Origin of the sequence: Snodgrassella alvi wkB2 (genome assembly GCF_000600005.1) — a bacterium.
Taxonomy (GTDB): Bacteria; Pseudomonadota; Gammaproteobacteria; order Burkholderiales; family Neisseriaceae; genus Snodgrassella; species Snodgrassella alvi.
In genome coordinates this window covers 1,850,511-1,866,027 of record NZ_CP007446.1, presented here as the reverse complement: position 1 = coordinate 1,866,027, position 15,517 = coordinate 1,850,511, and the positions used below count along the sequence as shown (strand labels likewise).

The following is a 15,517-nucleotide window of genomic DNA, read 5'->3' as shown; positions in this document are numbered from 1 at the left end:
ACGGGAAAATAATGAGTGTAAAAACTTTCATGGTCATGGCCGGCGGAACGGGCGGACATATTTTTCCTGCGCTTGCAGTTGCTCAGGCATTACAGGCACAGGGTCATCGTATTATCTGGCTGGGTAGTGACGGGGCAATGGAAACCCGTCTGGTTCCGCAGTACGACATACCACTGGAAACCCTGGCAATCAAAGGAATACGCGGTAACGGGCTAAAGCGTAAGCTAATGCTACCTTTTACCTTATTAAATACCATTGCGGCAGCACGTCAAATTATTCGCAGGCATCAGGTAGATGCAGTCATCGGTTTTGGTGGTTTTGTTACTTTTCCGGGCGGTATAGCCGCAAAGCTATGCGGTTTACCCTTGATTGTCCATGAACAGAATGCGATTGCTGGTTTATCTAATAAAGTGCTGGCTCATTTTGCCAATCAGGTAATGTATGCATTTCCACAAGTATTCGCAAATGAAAACGGACTGGTAGGTAATCCGGTACGTGCTGATATTGCTGCATTACCACTACCGCAACAGCGCTTTAACGGTAGAAATGGTGAGCTGAATATTCTGGTAGTTGGCGGAAGTCTGGGCGCTGATGTATTAAATCAGATTGTGCCGCAGGCTGTGGCTTTGTTACCTGCTGAACAGCGTCCGCGACTGCTGCATCAGTCCGGACGAAATAAACTGGCACAGTTAGAGCAGAATTATGCTCAGTGCGCAGTAGAGGCGCAATGTGTTGAATTTATCACAGATATGGTATCAGCCTATCGTAACGCCGATTTGGTGATTTGCCGGGCCGGTGCACTGACAATTGCTGAATTAACCGCTGCCGGAGTCGGGGCAATTCTGGTGCCTTATCCGCATGCGGTAGATGACCATCAGACAGCTAATGCACAGTTTATGGTTAAAGATGGTGCGGCAATATTATTACCACAGACGAATCTGAATACGCAGACATTAATGGCTACGCTGGCCGATTTATCGCGCGAACGCTGTTTAGACATGGCGATTAAAGCACGTGCGCTGGCTCAGCCTGACAGTGCGGCTAAGGTTGCGGCAGCAGCGCTAGCGAGTATCCGTTAAATTTTGATTGAGCCGGATGAATTGTTGCAGACTCGAGCTATCAATCACAATTCAGACTGGCAGGAAAAGTTATAAAGTATGAAAGAAAACATGAAAGACCGTATCCGCCATATTCATTTTGTAGGGATTGGCGGAACCGGTATGTGCGGTATTGCAGAAGTTTTACATAATGAAGGTTATCAGATAAGTGGATCTGATTTGGCTGATAATGCCGCAACCCGGCATTTACGGGCAATCGGGGTACATATTTGTTCTGGACACAGTGCTGAAAATATTACTGGTGCAGATGTAGTAGTGACATCAACAGCCGTTAAAAAAGATAATCCGGAAGTGGTAGCGGCGCAAGAACAAAAAATTCCGGTAATTCCGCGAGCCATGATGCTGGCTGAAATCATGCGCTTTGGTCGCGGTATTGCCATTGCCGGTACACATGGTAAAACCACAACAACCAGTTTAACTGCTTCTGTACTGGCAGCAGCGGGGCTGGATCCGACTTTTGTTATTGGTGGTCGGTTAACTGCAGCCGGAACCAATGCCAAGCTGGGTAAAGGTGAATATATTGTTGCTGAAGCAGATGAATCAGATGCTTCGTTTCTGTATCTGACACCTTTATTTACGGTTGTTACCAATATTGATACCGATCATATGGATACATATGATCATGATGTAGAAAAACTACATCAGGCGTTTGTGGATTTTGTGCATCGCATGCCGTTTTACGGCAAAGCCTTTTTATGTATTGACAGTGAGCATGTGCGCCAGATTTTACCGTTGATTCAGAAACCTTTTGTTACCTATGGTTTGGATGAAGGTGCTGATTTATATGCAACTAATATTGTTGCCGATGGTGCACAAATGCATTTTGATGTCCATACGCGTAAAAAAGGCATAAAACCGTTTAGTGTGACGGTCAATATGCCAGGGCGGCATAATGTTCTGAATGCACTGGCTGTCATCGGGATTGCACTGGAGATTGGTGTCTCAGTACCGGCAATTCAGCTTGGGCTGGAAAGTTTTGCAGGTGTGGGTCGCCGTTTTCAGCAATACGGTGAGATTGCATTACCGAATGGTGGCGAAGCGTTACTGATTGATGATTATGGTCATCATCCTGTTGAAATGTCTGCAACCATAGCTGCTGCACGAGGTGCCTACCCTCAGCGTCGTCTGGTCGTAGCATTCCAGCCACACCGGTATACACGTACACGGGACTTGTTTGAAGATTTTGTTCAAGTTTTGAGTAAAGCTGATGGCGTGGTTTTAACGGAAGTATATTCTGCTGGTGAAGACCCGATTGTGGCTGCTGACAGTAAGGCATTAATGCGTGCGATCAGAGTGCTGGGTAAAGTTGAGCCGATTTATGTGGCAAACGTAGACGAAATGGCGCCCACGTTATTAAATGTCTTGCAAGATGGTGATGTTTTGCTCAATATGGGTGCCGGCAGTATTAACAAAGTACCTGCTATGCTTACCGGAATGTCTGCTGCAGTATAATGACTACAGTTTAATTATTTCACATACTGTTCTTATTAAAAGAAAAACAGGATTAATGACAAACAATGAGTGATTTTGGTAAAGTTGCCGTACTGATGGGCGGTTTCTCCAGTGAGCGTAAAGTCTCACTGGCTAGTGGTGCATCAATTCTTACTGCATTGAAAAGCCGAGGTATAGATGCACATGCATTTGATCCGTCTGAGCGGCCATTGTCTGAACTGGTCAGTGCCGGCTTTGACCGGGCTTTTAATATTCTGCATGGCTCTTATGGAGAAGACGGAGTTGTACAGGGGGCATTGGAAGCATTTGGTATTCCTTACACCGGTTGCGGAGTTGCGGCCAGTGCGCTGGGTATGGATAAATTCCGTAGTCGTCTGGTCTGGCAGGGAGTTGGTTTGCCTTGCGTACCATTTATTGTGTTGCATGACGATAGTGATTTTGCTGCGGTAGAAGAAGAATTGGGTTTACCTTTATTTGTTAAGCCGGCAGCAGAAGGCAGTAGTGTGGGTGTGGTGAAAATCAGGCAGACTGGTGAGCTGGCACAAGTTTATCAGCAACTGAAACAGTACCATGGTGAAATTCTGGCTGAACGGGCAATCGAAGGTGGTGAATATACATGTGGTATTCTTGGTGAACAGGTATTGCCCAGTATTCGCATCGTTCCGGCAACAGAATTTTATGATTATGAAGCTAAATACCACCGCGATGATACCGAGTATCTGTGTCCGGCTGATCTGACACCTGCGGATGAGCAGTATATGCGTGATTTGACAGCCCGTGCTTTTAAAGCATTGGGTGGTCGCGGATGGGGGCGAGTAGATTTTCTGCGTGATGCGGACGGTACAATCTATATTCTGGAAGTTAATACTGTACCCGGTATGACCGGACACAGTCTGGTGCCTAAAGCTGCACGTGAAATTGGCTTGAGTTTTGAAGATTTGTGTGTTGAAATTTTAAGTCATGCGACTTTGGGATAATGCACAAGCCTTAAAACGGCTTTACCGGTGGTTATATATATGTGTATTGTTCTGCCTGCTGGCAGCAGGCGGATCCTGGCTGGTGCATTCACCATATTTTCCGGTCCGGCAAATTCAGGTAATACATCCGTTGAAGCATTTGCAGTCGGCCGAAATTGAACAAATCAGCAGACAGTATTTGCAGGGTAATATTTTTACTGCAGATGTGAGTGCGGCACAATCTGCACTGGCTAAACTACCCTGGGTATATAAAGTACAGGTAAAACGAATCTGGCCGGATACGGTACAGCTTGATATCAGGGAACGGGACCCTGTTGCACGCTGGAATGACCAGCAGCTGGTGGATACTGACGGACAGATATTTAATGCAGTAGTTCATGAGCAGCTGCCGGTATTTGTTGGAAGCAGCGGTTCTGCTCGCTACATGACCGTACATTTGTTAACATTCGAAAATTTGTTGCAATCAACAGGTCTGCATATTCAGCAGTTGCAGTTAAGTAATCGTTCTGCCTGGCAGCTGACCTTAAGCAACGGAATTACCCTGAAACTGGGGCGGGAAAAGGTAGAACAGCGTTTGGCTCATTTTGTCTGGGCATGGCTACAGGTTTTACAGAAACAGGCCAGTAATATCGATTATATAGATTTGCGTTATCCGGATGGTTTTGCGTTACGGTACAAAAATAAGGCTAATTCAGCTGCAAGTACCAGAACAGTAAATGCATCTGAAGTGGCGGATCAGTATGAAGCAAATCTGGATTGATCCGGACAGACCGATTGATTATTTGATTTTAAAGTGATGACCATGGTTAAAGGTAAAAAATACATCAGTGCACTGGATATCGGCACTTCAAAAGTAATCGCTCTTATTGGTGAGGTTCAGGAAGATAATGAAATCCACATTGTTGGTTTAGGACAGGCCCCGTCGCGTGGTTTGAAAGCAGGTATGGTGACCAACATTGAAACCACTGCACAAGCAATCAAGCAGGCCATGGAAGAAGCGCAGATGATGGCTGATGTACAGGTAGACTGTGTAACAACCGGTATTGCAGGTAATCATATTCGCAGTTTCAATTCACAAGGTGTGGTTAAAATCAAGGACGGAGAGGTGAGTCAGGCTGATATTGACCGTGCAATTGAAACAGCCAAAGCTGTCAATATTCCGCCGGATCACGATATTTTACATACAGTAGTGCAGGAATTTATTATTGATAATCAGCCGGGTGTGCGTGAACCCATTGGCATGAGCGGGGTTCGTCTGGACACGCGCATACATATTATTACCGGTGCTGTAACAGCGATGCAGAATATCCAGAAGTGTGTCAATCGCTGTGGTTTGCAAATCAATAAAATGATATTACAGCCACTGGCCAGTGGTCAGGCAGTACTGACTGAAGATGAAAAAGATCTGGGTGTCTGTGTTATTGATATCGGTGGAGGCACTACAGATATTGCTGTATATACTAACGGAGCTATCAGGCATACAGCTGTTATTCCGGTGGCAGGGGATTTGATTACCAAAGATCTGGCACAAGCGTTGCGTACACCCCACAGTGCAGCTGAATACATCAAAATCAATCATGGAGTGGCACTGGCAACCATGGACGGTCTTGATGATATGATTGAGGTGCCCAGTGTGGGTGACCGTAATCCGCGCCAGATTTCGCGTCGGACACTGGCAAGTGTAATTGGTCCGCGCGTGGAAGAGATTCTGGAACTGACACTAAATGAATTGCGCCGTTCCGGTTTTCCTGAGGATGTGCTGACTTCAGGCATAGTTCTTACCGGCGGAGCATCATTATTACCTGGAATGGTCGAGCTGGCAGAGGATGTATTTAATCTGCCAGCCCGAATTGGTGTGCCGCAGGAAATGGGTGGTGTCTCAGAACGGATTCGCAATCCGCGTTATGCTACTGCTATTGGTCTGTTACAGTCTGCCTGTGAAGAAGAAAACAAAACAGACATGCCTGTGGCAGCAGCTTCTGAACCGAAAGATTCATGGCTAAAAAAATTACAGACTTGGTTTAAGAACAATTTTTAACTCAACTCAAACATTAAATGACAGAACTTTTGCGCATTGTATATAACTGTCTATATAATGATAGCTATACAAGGGCAGATGACGTTTATGCATAGGTTTTGTCAGGAGACATAAATGCAATTGGTATATGATGTTGTGGAGACGGTAGTTGGTGCTGCAGTTATCAAAGTCATTGGTATCGGCGGTGGTGGCTGTAATGCTATTAACAATATGGTGGAAAATGCGGTTGCCGGTATTGAGTTTATCAGTGCCAATACTGATGCACAGTCTTTACAAAACAGTAAAGCATCTAAACGCATTCAGCTGGGCAATAATCTCACCCGTGGTCTCGGCGCAGGAGCCGATCCGGAAATTGGCCGTAATGCAGCAATGGAAGATCGCGAAGCATTATCTGATGCTATTCGCGGAGCGAATATGCTGTTTATCACCACTGGTATGGGTGGTGGTACAGGTACAGGTGCGGCTCCGGTAGTTGCAGAACTGGCAAAAGAGATGGGTATTCTGACTGTTGCTGTTGTTACCCGTCCGTTTGAATATGAAGGAAAACGTATTCACGTTGCTAATAACGGGATTGAGATTCTTAAAAATACCGTTGATTCACTCATTGTGATTCCAAATGACAAATTAATGTCAGCACTGGGTGAAGATGTGAGTATGCGTGAGGCTTTTCGTGCGGCAGATAATGTATTGCGTAATGCGGTAGCCGGAATTGCTGAAGTCATTACTAATCCGGGTATCATTAATCTGGATTTTGCCGATGTGAAAAATGTCATGAGTATCATGGGTATGGCCATGATGGGGTCAGGCAGTGCACATGGTGTTGACCGTGCCCGTATTGCTACTGAACAGGCTATTGCCAGCCCGCTTCTGGATGACGTGACTCTGGATGGTGCACAGGGTGTGCTGGTTAATATTACTACCGCACCAGGCTGCCTGAAAATGTCTGAATACAAAGAAATTATGTGCATGATTGATGAATATGCACATGATGATGCCGCCCTGAAATACGGTACTTCTGAAGATGCCAGTATGGAAGAAGGCGAAATCCGCGTAACCATTATTGCTACCGGATTGCAGGAACAGAAAGTTTTACATCACCAGCAACCAAGCAGTTTGCGTGTTTTGCAAACCGTACAAGCCACTGGTACTGAAGATGCCTATCCGGATATCGGAAGTGTGGTACGTTCAGGACGCAGTGCACGCGGGATGAATCTGGCTGCTGCTGATTTCTCAAATCAGTCTGTGCTGGATGACTTCGAAATTCCGGCAGTCATTCGCCGACAAGCTGATTAATTGATTAAAGTTATTAAAGCTGTCCGGGCTAAGCTCCGGACAGCTTTTTTATTTTTAAAATCAATATATATAATTTAAATGCGATATATTGCTGGCATAAGAAAGTTTTTTAAAAAATTAGATAAAAAGTTTATTCTTTAGAAAAAAGTGTAATTTCTGCAAAGTTTGTGTTGTATTAAAACCAACAATATTTTACTGAAATGATAATGGTTTTTATAACATGAATTTCTGTTTTGTTATTTCATCAAACCAAAAGCAGTAGTTTTGGGTATAAAAGCAAAATCCTTTACAATAGGTAGCTTAGATAATCTGTTCCACAGAAGAATTTAATTAAGTCAGAATAAGTATGAGTGAATCTATTCAACAATCAGACCGCAGTGATGATCATCTGTTACTTGGTCAGTATGCAGAACGTGCTTACCTTACCTATGCCATGAGTGTGGTAAAAGGGCGGGCATTACCAGATGTGGCTGACGGGCAGAAGCCGGTTCAGCGACGCATTCTGTATGCTATGAAAGATATGGGGCTGGCTCAAGGTGCCAAACCGGTAAAATCCGCCCGCGTAGTTGGTGAGATACTAGGTAAATATCATCCGCATGGTGATTCATCTGCTTATGACGCTATGGTTCGGATGGCGCAGGATTTTACCTTACGTTACCCTTTGATTAACGGTATTGGCAATTTTGGTTCACGTGATGGTGACAGCGCAGCAGCTATGCGCTATACCGAAGCCAGTTTAGCACCGATTGCTGAATTGCTGTTATCGGAAATCAATATGGGGACTGTGGATTTTGTGCCCAATTATGATGACAAATCTTTTGAACCCTCTGTATTACCAGCACGCCTGCCAATGATATTGCTTAATGGCGCCTCAGGTATTGCAGTAGGTCTGGCAACTGAAATTCCTTCACATAACTTGCGCGAAGTCAGCGCAGCTGTTGTGGCTCTGTTGAAACAGCCTGAGCTGAATTCGGCAGCCTTAATGCAGTATTTACCCGGTCCTGATTTTGCCGGTGGTGGTCAGATTATTACTGCACCAGAGGATATTCAGGCAATTTATGCACAGGGTAAAGGCAGTATACGTGTGCGTGCCCGTTATGAAATTGAAAAACTGGCACGCGGACACTGGCGGGCTATTGTCACGGAGTTACCTCCCGGTACTTCTGCGCAAAAAATTCTGGCTGAGATAGAAGAACAGACTAATCCCAAACCGAAAACCGGTAAAAAAAATCTCACTCAGGAACAGCAGAATACGCGCACATTAATGCTATCACTGCTTGAGCGGGTGCGTGATGAATCAGATAGTCAGGAACCAGTGCGTCTGGTGTTTGAACCGAAATCCAGTCGTCTTCAACCTGAAGAATTTATGAATACTTTGCTGGCACAAACCAGTTTGGAAGGGAATGTGCCGGTCAATCTGGTTATGATGGGGCGGGATAATAAACCGGCACAAAAGAATTTATATCAGATTCTGCGTGAATGGTTGGATTTTCGGATACTGACTGTAACCCGGCGTTTGCAATACCGTCTGGAACAGGTGGAAAAACGTATTCATATTTTACATGGGCGGCAAACGGCATTTCTTCATATTGATGAAGTCATCAGGGTTATCCGTGAATCAGATGAACCCAAAAATGAATTGATGTCTGCATTCGGTTTAAGTGAGATACAGGCGGATGATATTCTTGAAATCCGTTTACGTCAGCTGGCCAGACTGGAGTGGATTAAACTGGAAACAGAACTTAATAAACTACAGCAGGAACATGATCAGTTAACCACCCTTCTGGAAGATGATAAAGCTAAAAAACGACTGATTATCAAAGAAATTGAGTCTGATACCAAAATCTATGGAGATGACCGGCGTACACTGATACAGCCGGCAGAGCGGGCTACGCTTACACGAACTACTGCAGATGAACCAGTTACGCTGATATTGTCACAGAAGGGCTGGCTGAAAACGCGTGTAGGACACAATCTGGATTTAAGCCAGACTACTTTCAAGGAAGGTGACGGTCTGCTTCAGGCAGTAGAGGGACGTACAGTCTGGCCGGTAGTTTTACTTGATTCGCACGGGCGAGCCTATAGTGTGGATGCTGCCAGTATTCCGGGCGGACGTGGTGATGGTGTACCTGCAGGTTCATTGGTTGATTTAGATAAAGGTGCCAGAATTGTAGCTATGCTCAGTGCCTTGCCGCAACAGCATTATGTACTGAGTAACAGTGGCGGATATGGTTTTGTGGTTGCATTTAAAGATATGGTCAGCCGTACTAAAAACGGTAAAGTTGTTATGACGGTTAATAGTGATGAGGCATTGCTGCCGCCGCTTCCTGTACCGTCTGCCTGCCTGTCTGTAAACGGGCAGACTCAACTTATTGCCATCTCCAGTGCCAATCGTCTGCTGGCCTTTCCATTACATGAATTGAAAGTGATGGCTAAAGGCCGTGGTCTGCAAATTATGAGTTTACCGGCTAATGAGAAACTGCTTTATCTTACTCTGACAAATAAATCGGAATTTAAACTGGAGACTCAGGGAAAACGTGGCGGACGCTATCAGGAAACCTTACGCGTTCAGGATATTCTTAATAAACGCGGACATAAAGGTAAGGAATTAAGCGTTTCGGGTGATATCGTTGCCGTCTATGGTGATCTGGATAACGGAAACTAAGCCGGTATGAAAACGTATATAAATGGCTGGCCGCAATATCTGGACAGGCTTTCTGCTTTGCTCAATATTGCGCGTATAAGTCTGCTGTTTTCAATTATGACGTTTTATTTGCTGACCCGCAGTATGGATGAGCCCGGTCTGGCTGTACCCATATTCAATAAAATTGAACTGTATAGCTGGGCAGCGCTCTACGGTATTCTGATTGTCTTTTCCATGCTGGTGCCACGCTGGCAGAATCAGCCGGATGCACTACCAAATGTTAATTCTGCTGTAGACATTACCATGATAGCCTGGCTGATGAATATGGGTGGAGGAGTGGATAGCGGTTTTGGTATTTTACTCCTGCCATTTGTCGGTTCGGCCTGTTTGTTCAGCCGTGGCCGGTATCCGATGATTTATGCCGGTTATGTAACTTTACTGATTGTCATCATTACCTGGACGCAGCTAAGCCGTAATGGTTTTGCTAATCACAGTATGCGGATATGCATTATTGCCATCATGCTGATTGCCGCTGTCTTTCTTGTGGCCGGTCTGACTGCCTATGCCGCTACTTTACTGGCACGTTCACAAAGTTTGCAAGATCAGCAGTCAAAAATGCTGGACAGTTACCGGAATTTGCTCGACCGTGCTTTTAATTATGTACAGGAGGGGGTAGTTGTACTGGATGAAAGCGGTCTGGTGTGGCTGATTAACCGGAAGGCGCAGAATTATTTCCCGATGCTGCTGGTTGATAAACAAACTGCTTTATTTCGTCAGGTTATGCATTACTGGCATACTGAACAGAAAAATATTTTCGAAATAAACTGTACACTGAATAATTGGCCGATGAGGGTGCATGCACGCTTGTTACAGGAAGCAAATACACCTTTACTGATGTTATCAATGCGTTCGCGTACTGAAATTGATAAGGAGGCTATGGCCATTAAACTGGCCTCATTAGGCCAGTTAACGGCTAATCTGGCTCATGAAATTCGCAATCCGATGTCTGCAATAAGACAGGCCAATGAATTGTTACAGGAAGAAAAATATGATTCGACACGACTGCGGCTGTTTAATATTATAGAAAATAATATCAGTCGTATTGATAAAATGCTTGAAGATATCAGTATGCTGAACAAGCGGGATAAAAAAAATAAGCAGGCAATTGATTTGCGGGTATTCTGGACTGCCTTTTTGCAGGAATTTATACTGATCAGGCAGCAGGCCGTAAATTGTATTGAACTACAAGCCGATAAAGGAGATTTAATCGTCTGGTGTGATTCGGTACATTTGCAGCAGATTATATGGAATCTGATGAATAATGCATGGCGTCATAGTTTGCAGAATAAAAATGCTATTCGTGTTATTTTTTGCATAGAAGAGCAAAATGAAATTTCCATTACTGTAATTGATAATGGGGCTGGTGTCAGTGCGGAAAATCAGTTGCAATTGTTTGAACCATTTTTTACGACTGAACCCAGTGGCACTGGTCTTGGATTGTATGTGGCGCGCGAGCTGGCTCAGGCTAATCATGGTCAGTTAATTTATCGCCCTGAAGTTAATGGATTTGAATTAACCTTGCCAAGGATGGTTGATGAATAATAATAATCAGATGGACTTAGAAAAGCCGGTACTGATAATAGATGATGAAGCCGATATTCGTGATTTAATGGAGTTAACCCTGATTAAAATGGGTTTGTCCGTAAAAACTGCCGCTGGCGTAGCTGAGGCAAAAAAGGCTTTACGTACGCATGCTTTCTCCCTGGTGCTAACGGATATGCGTATGCCGGATGGCTCCGGGCTGGAGATTGTTGATTATATTACTGCCCATAATCTGGATATTCCGATTGCAGTTATTACCGCTTACGGAAATGCAGCGCAGGCTGTACAGGCACTGAAAAATGGTGCTTTCGATTACTTACAAAAACCCATTACTCTGGCGCAGCTGCGTACTCTGGTTAAATCTGTTATTACAATCAATAATACTGCCGAAACCGAAATAGATAATAAAATGGTAACCGCATTTAAACAGTCTGAAAATAAACAAAAAAATGAAGATACTTCCGCAATGGTTAACGAACAGCAGGTACGTGAACGTTTACTGGGTAATTCTCCGTTAATAACAGAAGTACGTCAGTTGATCAGCAAGCTGGCTAAAAGTAACGTGCCGGTATACATTGCCGGAGAATCAGGCAGTGGTAAAGAGCAGGCAGCGCGCAGTATTCATGAACAGTCAGAACGCAGAGACAAGGCATTTGTTGCTGTAAATTGTGGTGCCATACCTGAAGCATTGATGGAAAGTGAGTTTTTTGGTTATAAAAAAGGCAGTTTTACCGGAGCAGAATCAGATAGGGCTGGTTTTTTTCAGCATGCGGACGGCGGAACATTATTTCTGGATGAAGTAGCTGATTTACCACTATCGATGCAGGTTAAATTATTGCGGGCCATTCAGGAACGTGCTGTACGCCGGATTGGCGAAATGGAAGAAAAACAGGTTGATGTCCGTATTATCTGTGCAACCCATAAAGATTTAAATGCTCTGGTTGAATCAGGTCAGTTTCGTCAGGACTTGTTTTATCGTTTGAATGTTGTATCTATTACCATGCCGCCATTACGTGAATTACGTGATGATTTGCCGCAGTTAATTCGGGTTTTACTGCAACGAATTTTGCATGATGAAACCATGACATTAACACCGGAAGCAAAAAAAGCACTGTTGCAATACAGTTATCCCGGTAATTTCCGTGAATTGGAGAATATTCTGGAACGTGCTATTGCACTGTCGAAAAATCATATTATTGAGGTAGATGATTTACAGATTCATAGCTATCAGCTGGATAATCCGCGTACTGAATCTGCAGAGAATGCCGGCAGTAATCTATCCGCAGATAGTAATGAGGAAATTGAGGATTACCAGTTCGGAAAAACTCAGATACAGGATTATTTGGATGAAATAGAGAGAAAAATCCTGGAACAGGCTTTAGCGCAAACCCGATATAACCGAACACAGGCCGCCAAATTACTGGGTATCAGTTTTCGTTCTATGCGTTACCGGATGGAACGGTTAGGGATTGTCTGATGGTAAAGCCTCTGATTTTAACCGGTCAGATAGCAGATAAAACTGATCTGATCACTCCTTTACAGAAATTGCTAGCCAGTAAAAAACTCTGTTATCAGCAACAACCACCCGAACAGGGATTATATCTGATATACGAAAATGACAGTCTTGCTTTAGCTAAATCCGGGCAAAAAGGGGTCGTGCGGGTTGATTTTGTAGAAGGTACTGCACGGCACCGGCGGCTTTTTGGTGGGGGAGAATTACTGGCACGTGCTATTCAGGCCAAAAACCGGCCGCTTGTCTGGGACGCTACCGGAGGTTTAGGTCGGGACGCTTTTGTAATGGCATCATTGGGACTGGAAGTTGTGGTATTTGAACAGAATCCTTATGTATATGTTTTATTTGCGGACGGGCTGAAACGTGCGATGGTTGATAAACAGACTGCGCATATAGCACAGCAGATTCATCTGCATTATGGCAGTATCACTTTACCAGACGCGGAACAAAAACAGATACCATTGCCTGATGTAGTCTATCTGGATCCGATGTATCCGCAAAAGCAAAAAGCAGCAGCAGTAAAAAAAGAAATGGCTTATTTTCATGAATTGCTGGGTAATGCGGATATGAATAATGATCAGGCTTTATTACTCGCAGCACAGAAATTAGCCCGAAAACGGGTCGTGGTAAAAAGACCAGCTAATGGTGCAGTTTTAGCAGGAAAGACACCGGCTTTTCAGTATTTTGGTAAAACAACGCGATTTGATGGGTATATGCCTTTGTAGTTTTAAGGAAGAAATCAATTTTGTGAATCTGAATTATTTTGTTTAAACTTAATACAGGGGAGAATAACAATTGGCTAGAAAAATCTGGGCATATGCTAAAGATAAAAATCAATGTTTTATCTGCGAAAATCAATCTTTGCAGCCAAAAATTTTTTATATCTGGGATGTTCTGAGATTAAAAGAACAAAATTTTAAAAAATATCTGGAATTAACGTTTTACTCAACGGAATACGATGAAATTAATCGTCTGGAGTTAATTCCAACTGAACATGGCTTTTTTCGGTATAAATCCGACGAAATTGATGAAAACAATAAAGAGTCTATTTACCATTCTGCAGCGACAGTGATATTACTGGAAATGCCTGTAATTAAATTTACTATTGATAAAAATAAATATATTTTAAATTTTTCAAAATTTTTAGTTGAGCCGTGTCTTCGATTTAAGCATTTCGATCAAGATGAGGAAAAATATTATCCCGACCTTGTTGGCTATTTTTCTTCTGAGTGTGAATTGCAGGAAAAATGGAAAGGATGTCTGGCTATAGAGGTTGTTTATACTAATGCTTGTTATTCTAAAAAAATACACTCTTTTGAAAAGAATCATATACCGATCATTGAAGTGAGTATTTCAAAAAAATTAAAATTAGAGACAGAGTTTGGCGGTGAAATAAAATTTACAGTTGCAGATGTTGAAAACTATTATTTCTCACTAAAGAAGATTTTTGAGAAAAATGTATATGGTAAAATACGTTCAGATCCGGTGAATCATAAATTTTATACGGATAAGATTATTTCTCTTGAAGACGCATATAAGCGTGAATTAGAAAATAAGCAGCTATTAAATGATAATGAACAAGCAAATTTAAAAAGAGAGCTTAATTATATAAATTTAAAGTACGAAGAAATGAAATCTGAAGCATCACATTTACACAATTTACTTGAACAAATGAAACAACAGGAATGGCACTTAAATAACCGGTTAAATAATTATGCAGTAATGGGATTTTGGCAGAAACTAAAATTTTTATTTAATATTTCTGCAGATTAAATAATAAAGCTGCTTAGGAATTAAGGCAGCTTTATTATTTCTTGGCAGATATTTAATCATTTTGATTTAATTAGAAAGTATAACCTGTCTGAACTTCTTCTGAGCCAATTAATTCAGTAATTAATTGCAGTAGCGGGCGCAATTCACCATAACGGCGGCTGGTTTTGCGTAAATATTTCAGGAAGCGATGAATTTCACCGCGATATTTATCTTTACCATCGCGGTAATATAAGCGGGCAAAGATACCGGCAACTTTCAGATGGCGCTGTACACCCATCCATTCAAAATCACGGTAAAACTGATCAAAATCAGTACGTACCGGTAATCCGGCAGCTATTGCTTTTTCCCAGTAACGAATGACAATGTCAAGTATAAATTCTTCGTCCCATTCGATAAATGCATCACGTAATAGTGATACTAAATCATAAGTAATCGGACCATACAATGCATCCTGAAAATCAAGAATACCAGGTCGGTCGCGGGTAAGCATGATGTTTCGAACAATAAAATCACGATGTACATAGACCAGTGGCTGTGACAATATTACCGGTAATATATTGTTAACTGTTTGCTGCCATAACTGTTGCTGTTTCTCAGTTAATGATAAACCAAGTTCTTTCTGAACATACCATTCAGGAAAAAGTTGCATTTCCCTTTTTAGTACGGCTTCATCATATAATGGTAGTTGATCCGGCTGGCTTGAAAGTTGTAGTTTGATGAGTTCATCAATGGCTTCCAGCAGCAATACTTTGTGTACTTCAGCACGTTTATCCTGTTGCAGTGCAGCCAGATAAGGGGTATTACCAAAATCTTCCAGAGCCATAAATCCTTGCTGTGTATCCAGATGATAGATTTCGGGAACATTAAGAGCCTGAAAAAGCTTTTGTACCTTAATATATGGCAGGATACTCATTTTATCCGGAGGGGCGTCCATACAGATTACTGTACGGTCGTCAGTAAAAGTAGCGCGGAAATAGCGTCGGAAATCAGCATCAGCAGCTGCAAAACTAAGAACAAATTCCTGTTGCGGATAGCAGGTATGAAACCATTTTTTTAATTCAGATTCTCGTTGCATGACATTTTTCAGGTTAAAATAAACACTATTTT

The 15,517-nt window shown here is 42.9% G+C and carries 12 protein-coding genes; 11 read left to right on the top strand and 1 reads right to left on the bottom strand.

The genetic code is table 11. From position 1 onward, the window contains the following. The first annotated feature begins 11 nt into the window (after positions 1-11). The 11 genes from murG (at position 12) to SALWKB2_RS08380 (ending at position 14,410) form a co-directional block, all read left to right on the top strand. Entirely contained in the window at positions 12-1,079 is a 1,068-nt protein-coding gene (gene murG, locus SALWKB2_RS08430; protein ID WP_025331237.1) for an undecaprenyldiphospho-muramoylpentapeptide beta-N-acetylglucosaminyltransferase, read from the top strand. Between the two features lie 78 nt (positions 1,080-1,157). Next, complete coding sequence (murC, locus tag SALWKB2_RS08425; RefSeq protein WP_232617002.1) at positions 1,158-2,570, top strand: UDP-N-acetylmuramate--L-alanine ligase; 1,413 nt, start codon at positions 1,158-1,160, stop codon at positions 2,568-2,570. 65 nt (positions 2,571-2,635) lie between these two features. After that, entirely contained in the window at positions 2,636-3,547 is a 912-nt protein-coding gene (locus SALWKB2_RS08420) for a D-alanine--D-alanine ligase (protein ID WP_025331235.1), read from the top strand. Next, positions 3,531-4,307 (top strand): cell division protein FtsQ/DivIB, encoded by a 777-nt coding sequence (locus SALWKB2_RS08415; RefSeq protein WP_025331234.1) that lies wholly within the window; start codon positions 3,531-3,533, stop codon positions 4,305-4,307. Before SALWKB2_RS08420 ends, SALWKB2_RS08415 begins: the two co-directional genes overlap by 17 nt. A gap of 42 nt (positions 4,308-4,349) precedes the next feature. Further along, the gene (gene ftsA, locus SALWKB2_RS08410) at positions 4,350-5,585 is read left to right on the top strand and encodes a cell division protein FtsA (RefSeq protein WP_025331233.1); all 1,236 of its coding nucleotides are present in this window, start codon (positions 4,350-4,352) and stop codon (positions 5,583-5,585) included. Between the two features lie 114 nt (positions 5,586-5,699). Next, complete coding sequence (ftsZ, locus tag SALWKB2_RS08405) at positions 5,700-6,878, top strand: cell division protein FtsZ (protein WP_025331232.1); 1,179 nt, start codon at positions 5,700-5,702, stop codon at positions 6,876-6,878. A gap of 346 nt (positions 6,879-7,224) precedes the next feature. Continuing rightward, the gene (gene parC / locus SALWKB2_RS08400; RefSeq protein WP_025331231.1) at positions 7,225-9,543 is read left to right on the top strand and encodes a DNA topoisomerase IV subunit A; all 2,319 of its coding nucleotides are present in this window, start codon (positions 7,225-7,227) and stop codon (positions 9,541-9,543) included. Between the two features lie 6 nt (positions 9,544-9,549). Next, the gene (locus SALWKB2_RS08395) at positions 9,550-11,124 is read left to right on the top strand and encodes a two-component system sensor histidine kinase NtrB (RefSeq protein ID WP_025331230.1); all 1,575 of its coding nucleotides are present in this window, start codon (positions 9,550-9,552) and stop codon (positions 11,122-11,124) included. Next, positions 11,117-12,601, top strand: a complete 1,485-nt coding sequence (locus tag SALWKB2_RS08390) for a sigma-54-dependent transcriptional regulator (protein ID WP_080690460.1) — start codon at positions 11,117-11,119, stop codon at positions 12,599-12,601. The genes SALWKB2_RS08395 and SALWKB2_RS08390 overlap by 8 nt, the downstream gene beginning before the upstream one ends. Beyond that, positions 12,601-13,362, top strand: coding sequence for a class I SAM-dependent methyltransferase (locus SALWKB2_RS08385; RefSeq protein ID WP_025331228.1), 762 nt, complete (start codon positions 12,601-12,603; stop codon positions 13,360-13,362). Before SALWKB2_RS08390 ends, SALWKB2_RS08385 begins: the two co-directional genes overlap by 1 nt. Positions 13,363-13,432: 70 nt before the next feature. After that, on the top strand, positions 13,433-14,410 hold the full coding sequence (locus SALWKB2_RS08380) for a hypothetical protein (protein ID WP_025331227.1): 978 nt from the start codon (positions 13,433-13,435) through the stop codon (positions 14,408-14,410). A gap of 70 nt (positions 14,411-14,480) precedes the next feature. Here the strand turns inward: SALWKB2_RS08380 and amgK are convergent, their stop codons facing one another. Continuing rightward, positions 14,481-15,485: an N-acetylmuramate/N-acetylglucosamine kinase AmgK gene (gene amgK, locus SALWKB2_RS08375; protein ID WP_025331226.1), complete on the bottom strand. Its 1,005-nt coding sequence runs from the start codon at positions 15,483-15,485 to the stop codon at positions 14,481-14,483. Between the last annotated feature and the right edge of the window lie 32 nt (positions 15,486-15,517).

Coding starts and splice junctions, on each gene's coding strand:
- murG (WP_025331237.1), top strand. CDS start 12: ATGAGTGTAAAAACTTTCATGGTCATGGCCGGCGGAACGGGCGGACAT.
- murC (WP_232617002.1), top strand. CDS start 1,158: ATGAAAGAAAACATGAAAGACCGTATCCGCCATATTCATTTTGTAGGG.
- SALWKB2_RS08420 (WP_025331235.1), top strand. CDS start 2,636: ATGAGTGATTTTGGTAAAGTTGCCGTACTGATGGGCGGTTTCTCCAGT.
- SALWKB2_RS08415 (WP_025331234.1), top strand. CDS start 3,531: ATGCGACTTTGGGATAATGCACAAGCCTTAAAACGGCTTTACCGGTGG.
- ftsA (WP_025331233.1), top strand. CDS start 4,350: ATGGTTAAAGGTAAAAAATACATCAGTGCACTGGATATCGGCACTTCA.
- ftsZ (WP_025331232.1), top strand. CDS start 5,700: ATGCAATTGGTATATGATGTTGTGGAGACGGTAGTTGGTGCTGCAGTT.
- parC (WP_025331231.1), top strand. CDS start 7,225: ATGAGTGAATCTATTCAACAATCAGACCGCAGTGATGATCATCTGTTA.
- SALWKB2_RS08395 (WP_025331230.1), top strand. CDS start 9,550: ATGAAAACGTATATAAATGGCTGGCCGCAATATCTGGACAGGCTTTCT.
- SALWKB2_RS08390 (WP_080690460.1), top strand. CDS start 11,117: ATGAATAATAATAATCAGATGGACTTAGAAAAGCCGGTACTGATAATA.
- SALWKB2_RS08385 (WP_025331228.1), top strand. CDS start 12,601: ATGGTAAAGCCTCTGATTTTAACCGGTCAGATAGCAGATAAAACTGAT.
- amgK (WP_025331226.1), bottom strand. CDS start 15,485: ATGCAACGAGAATCTGAATTAAAAAAATGGTTTCATACCTGCTATCCG.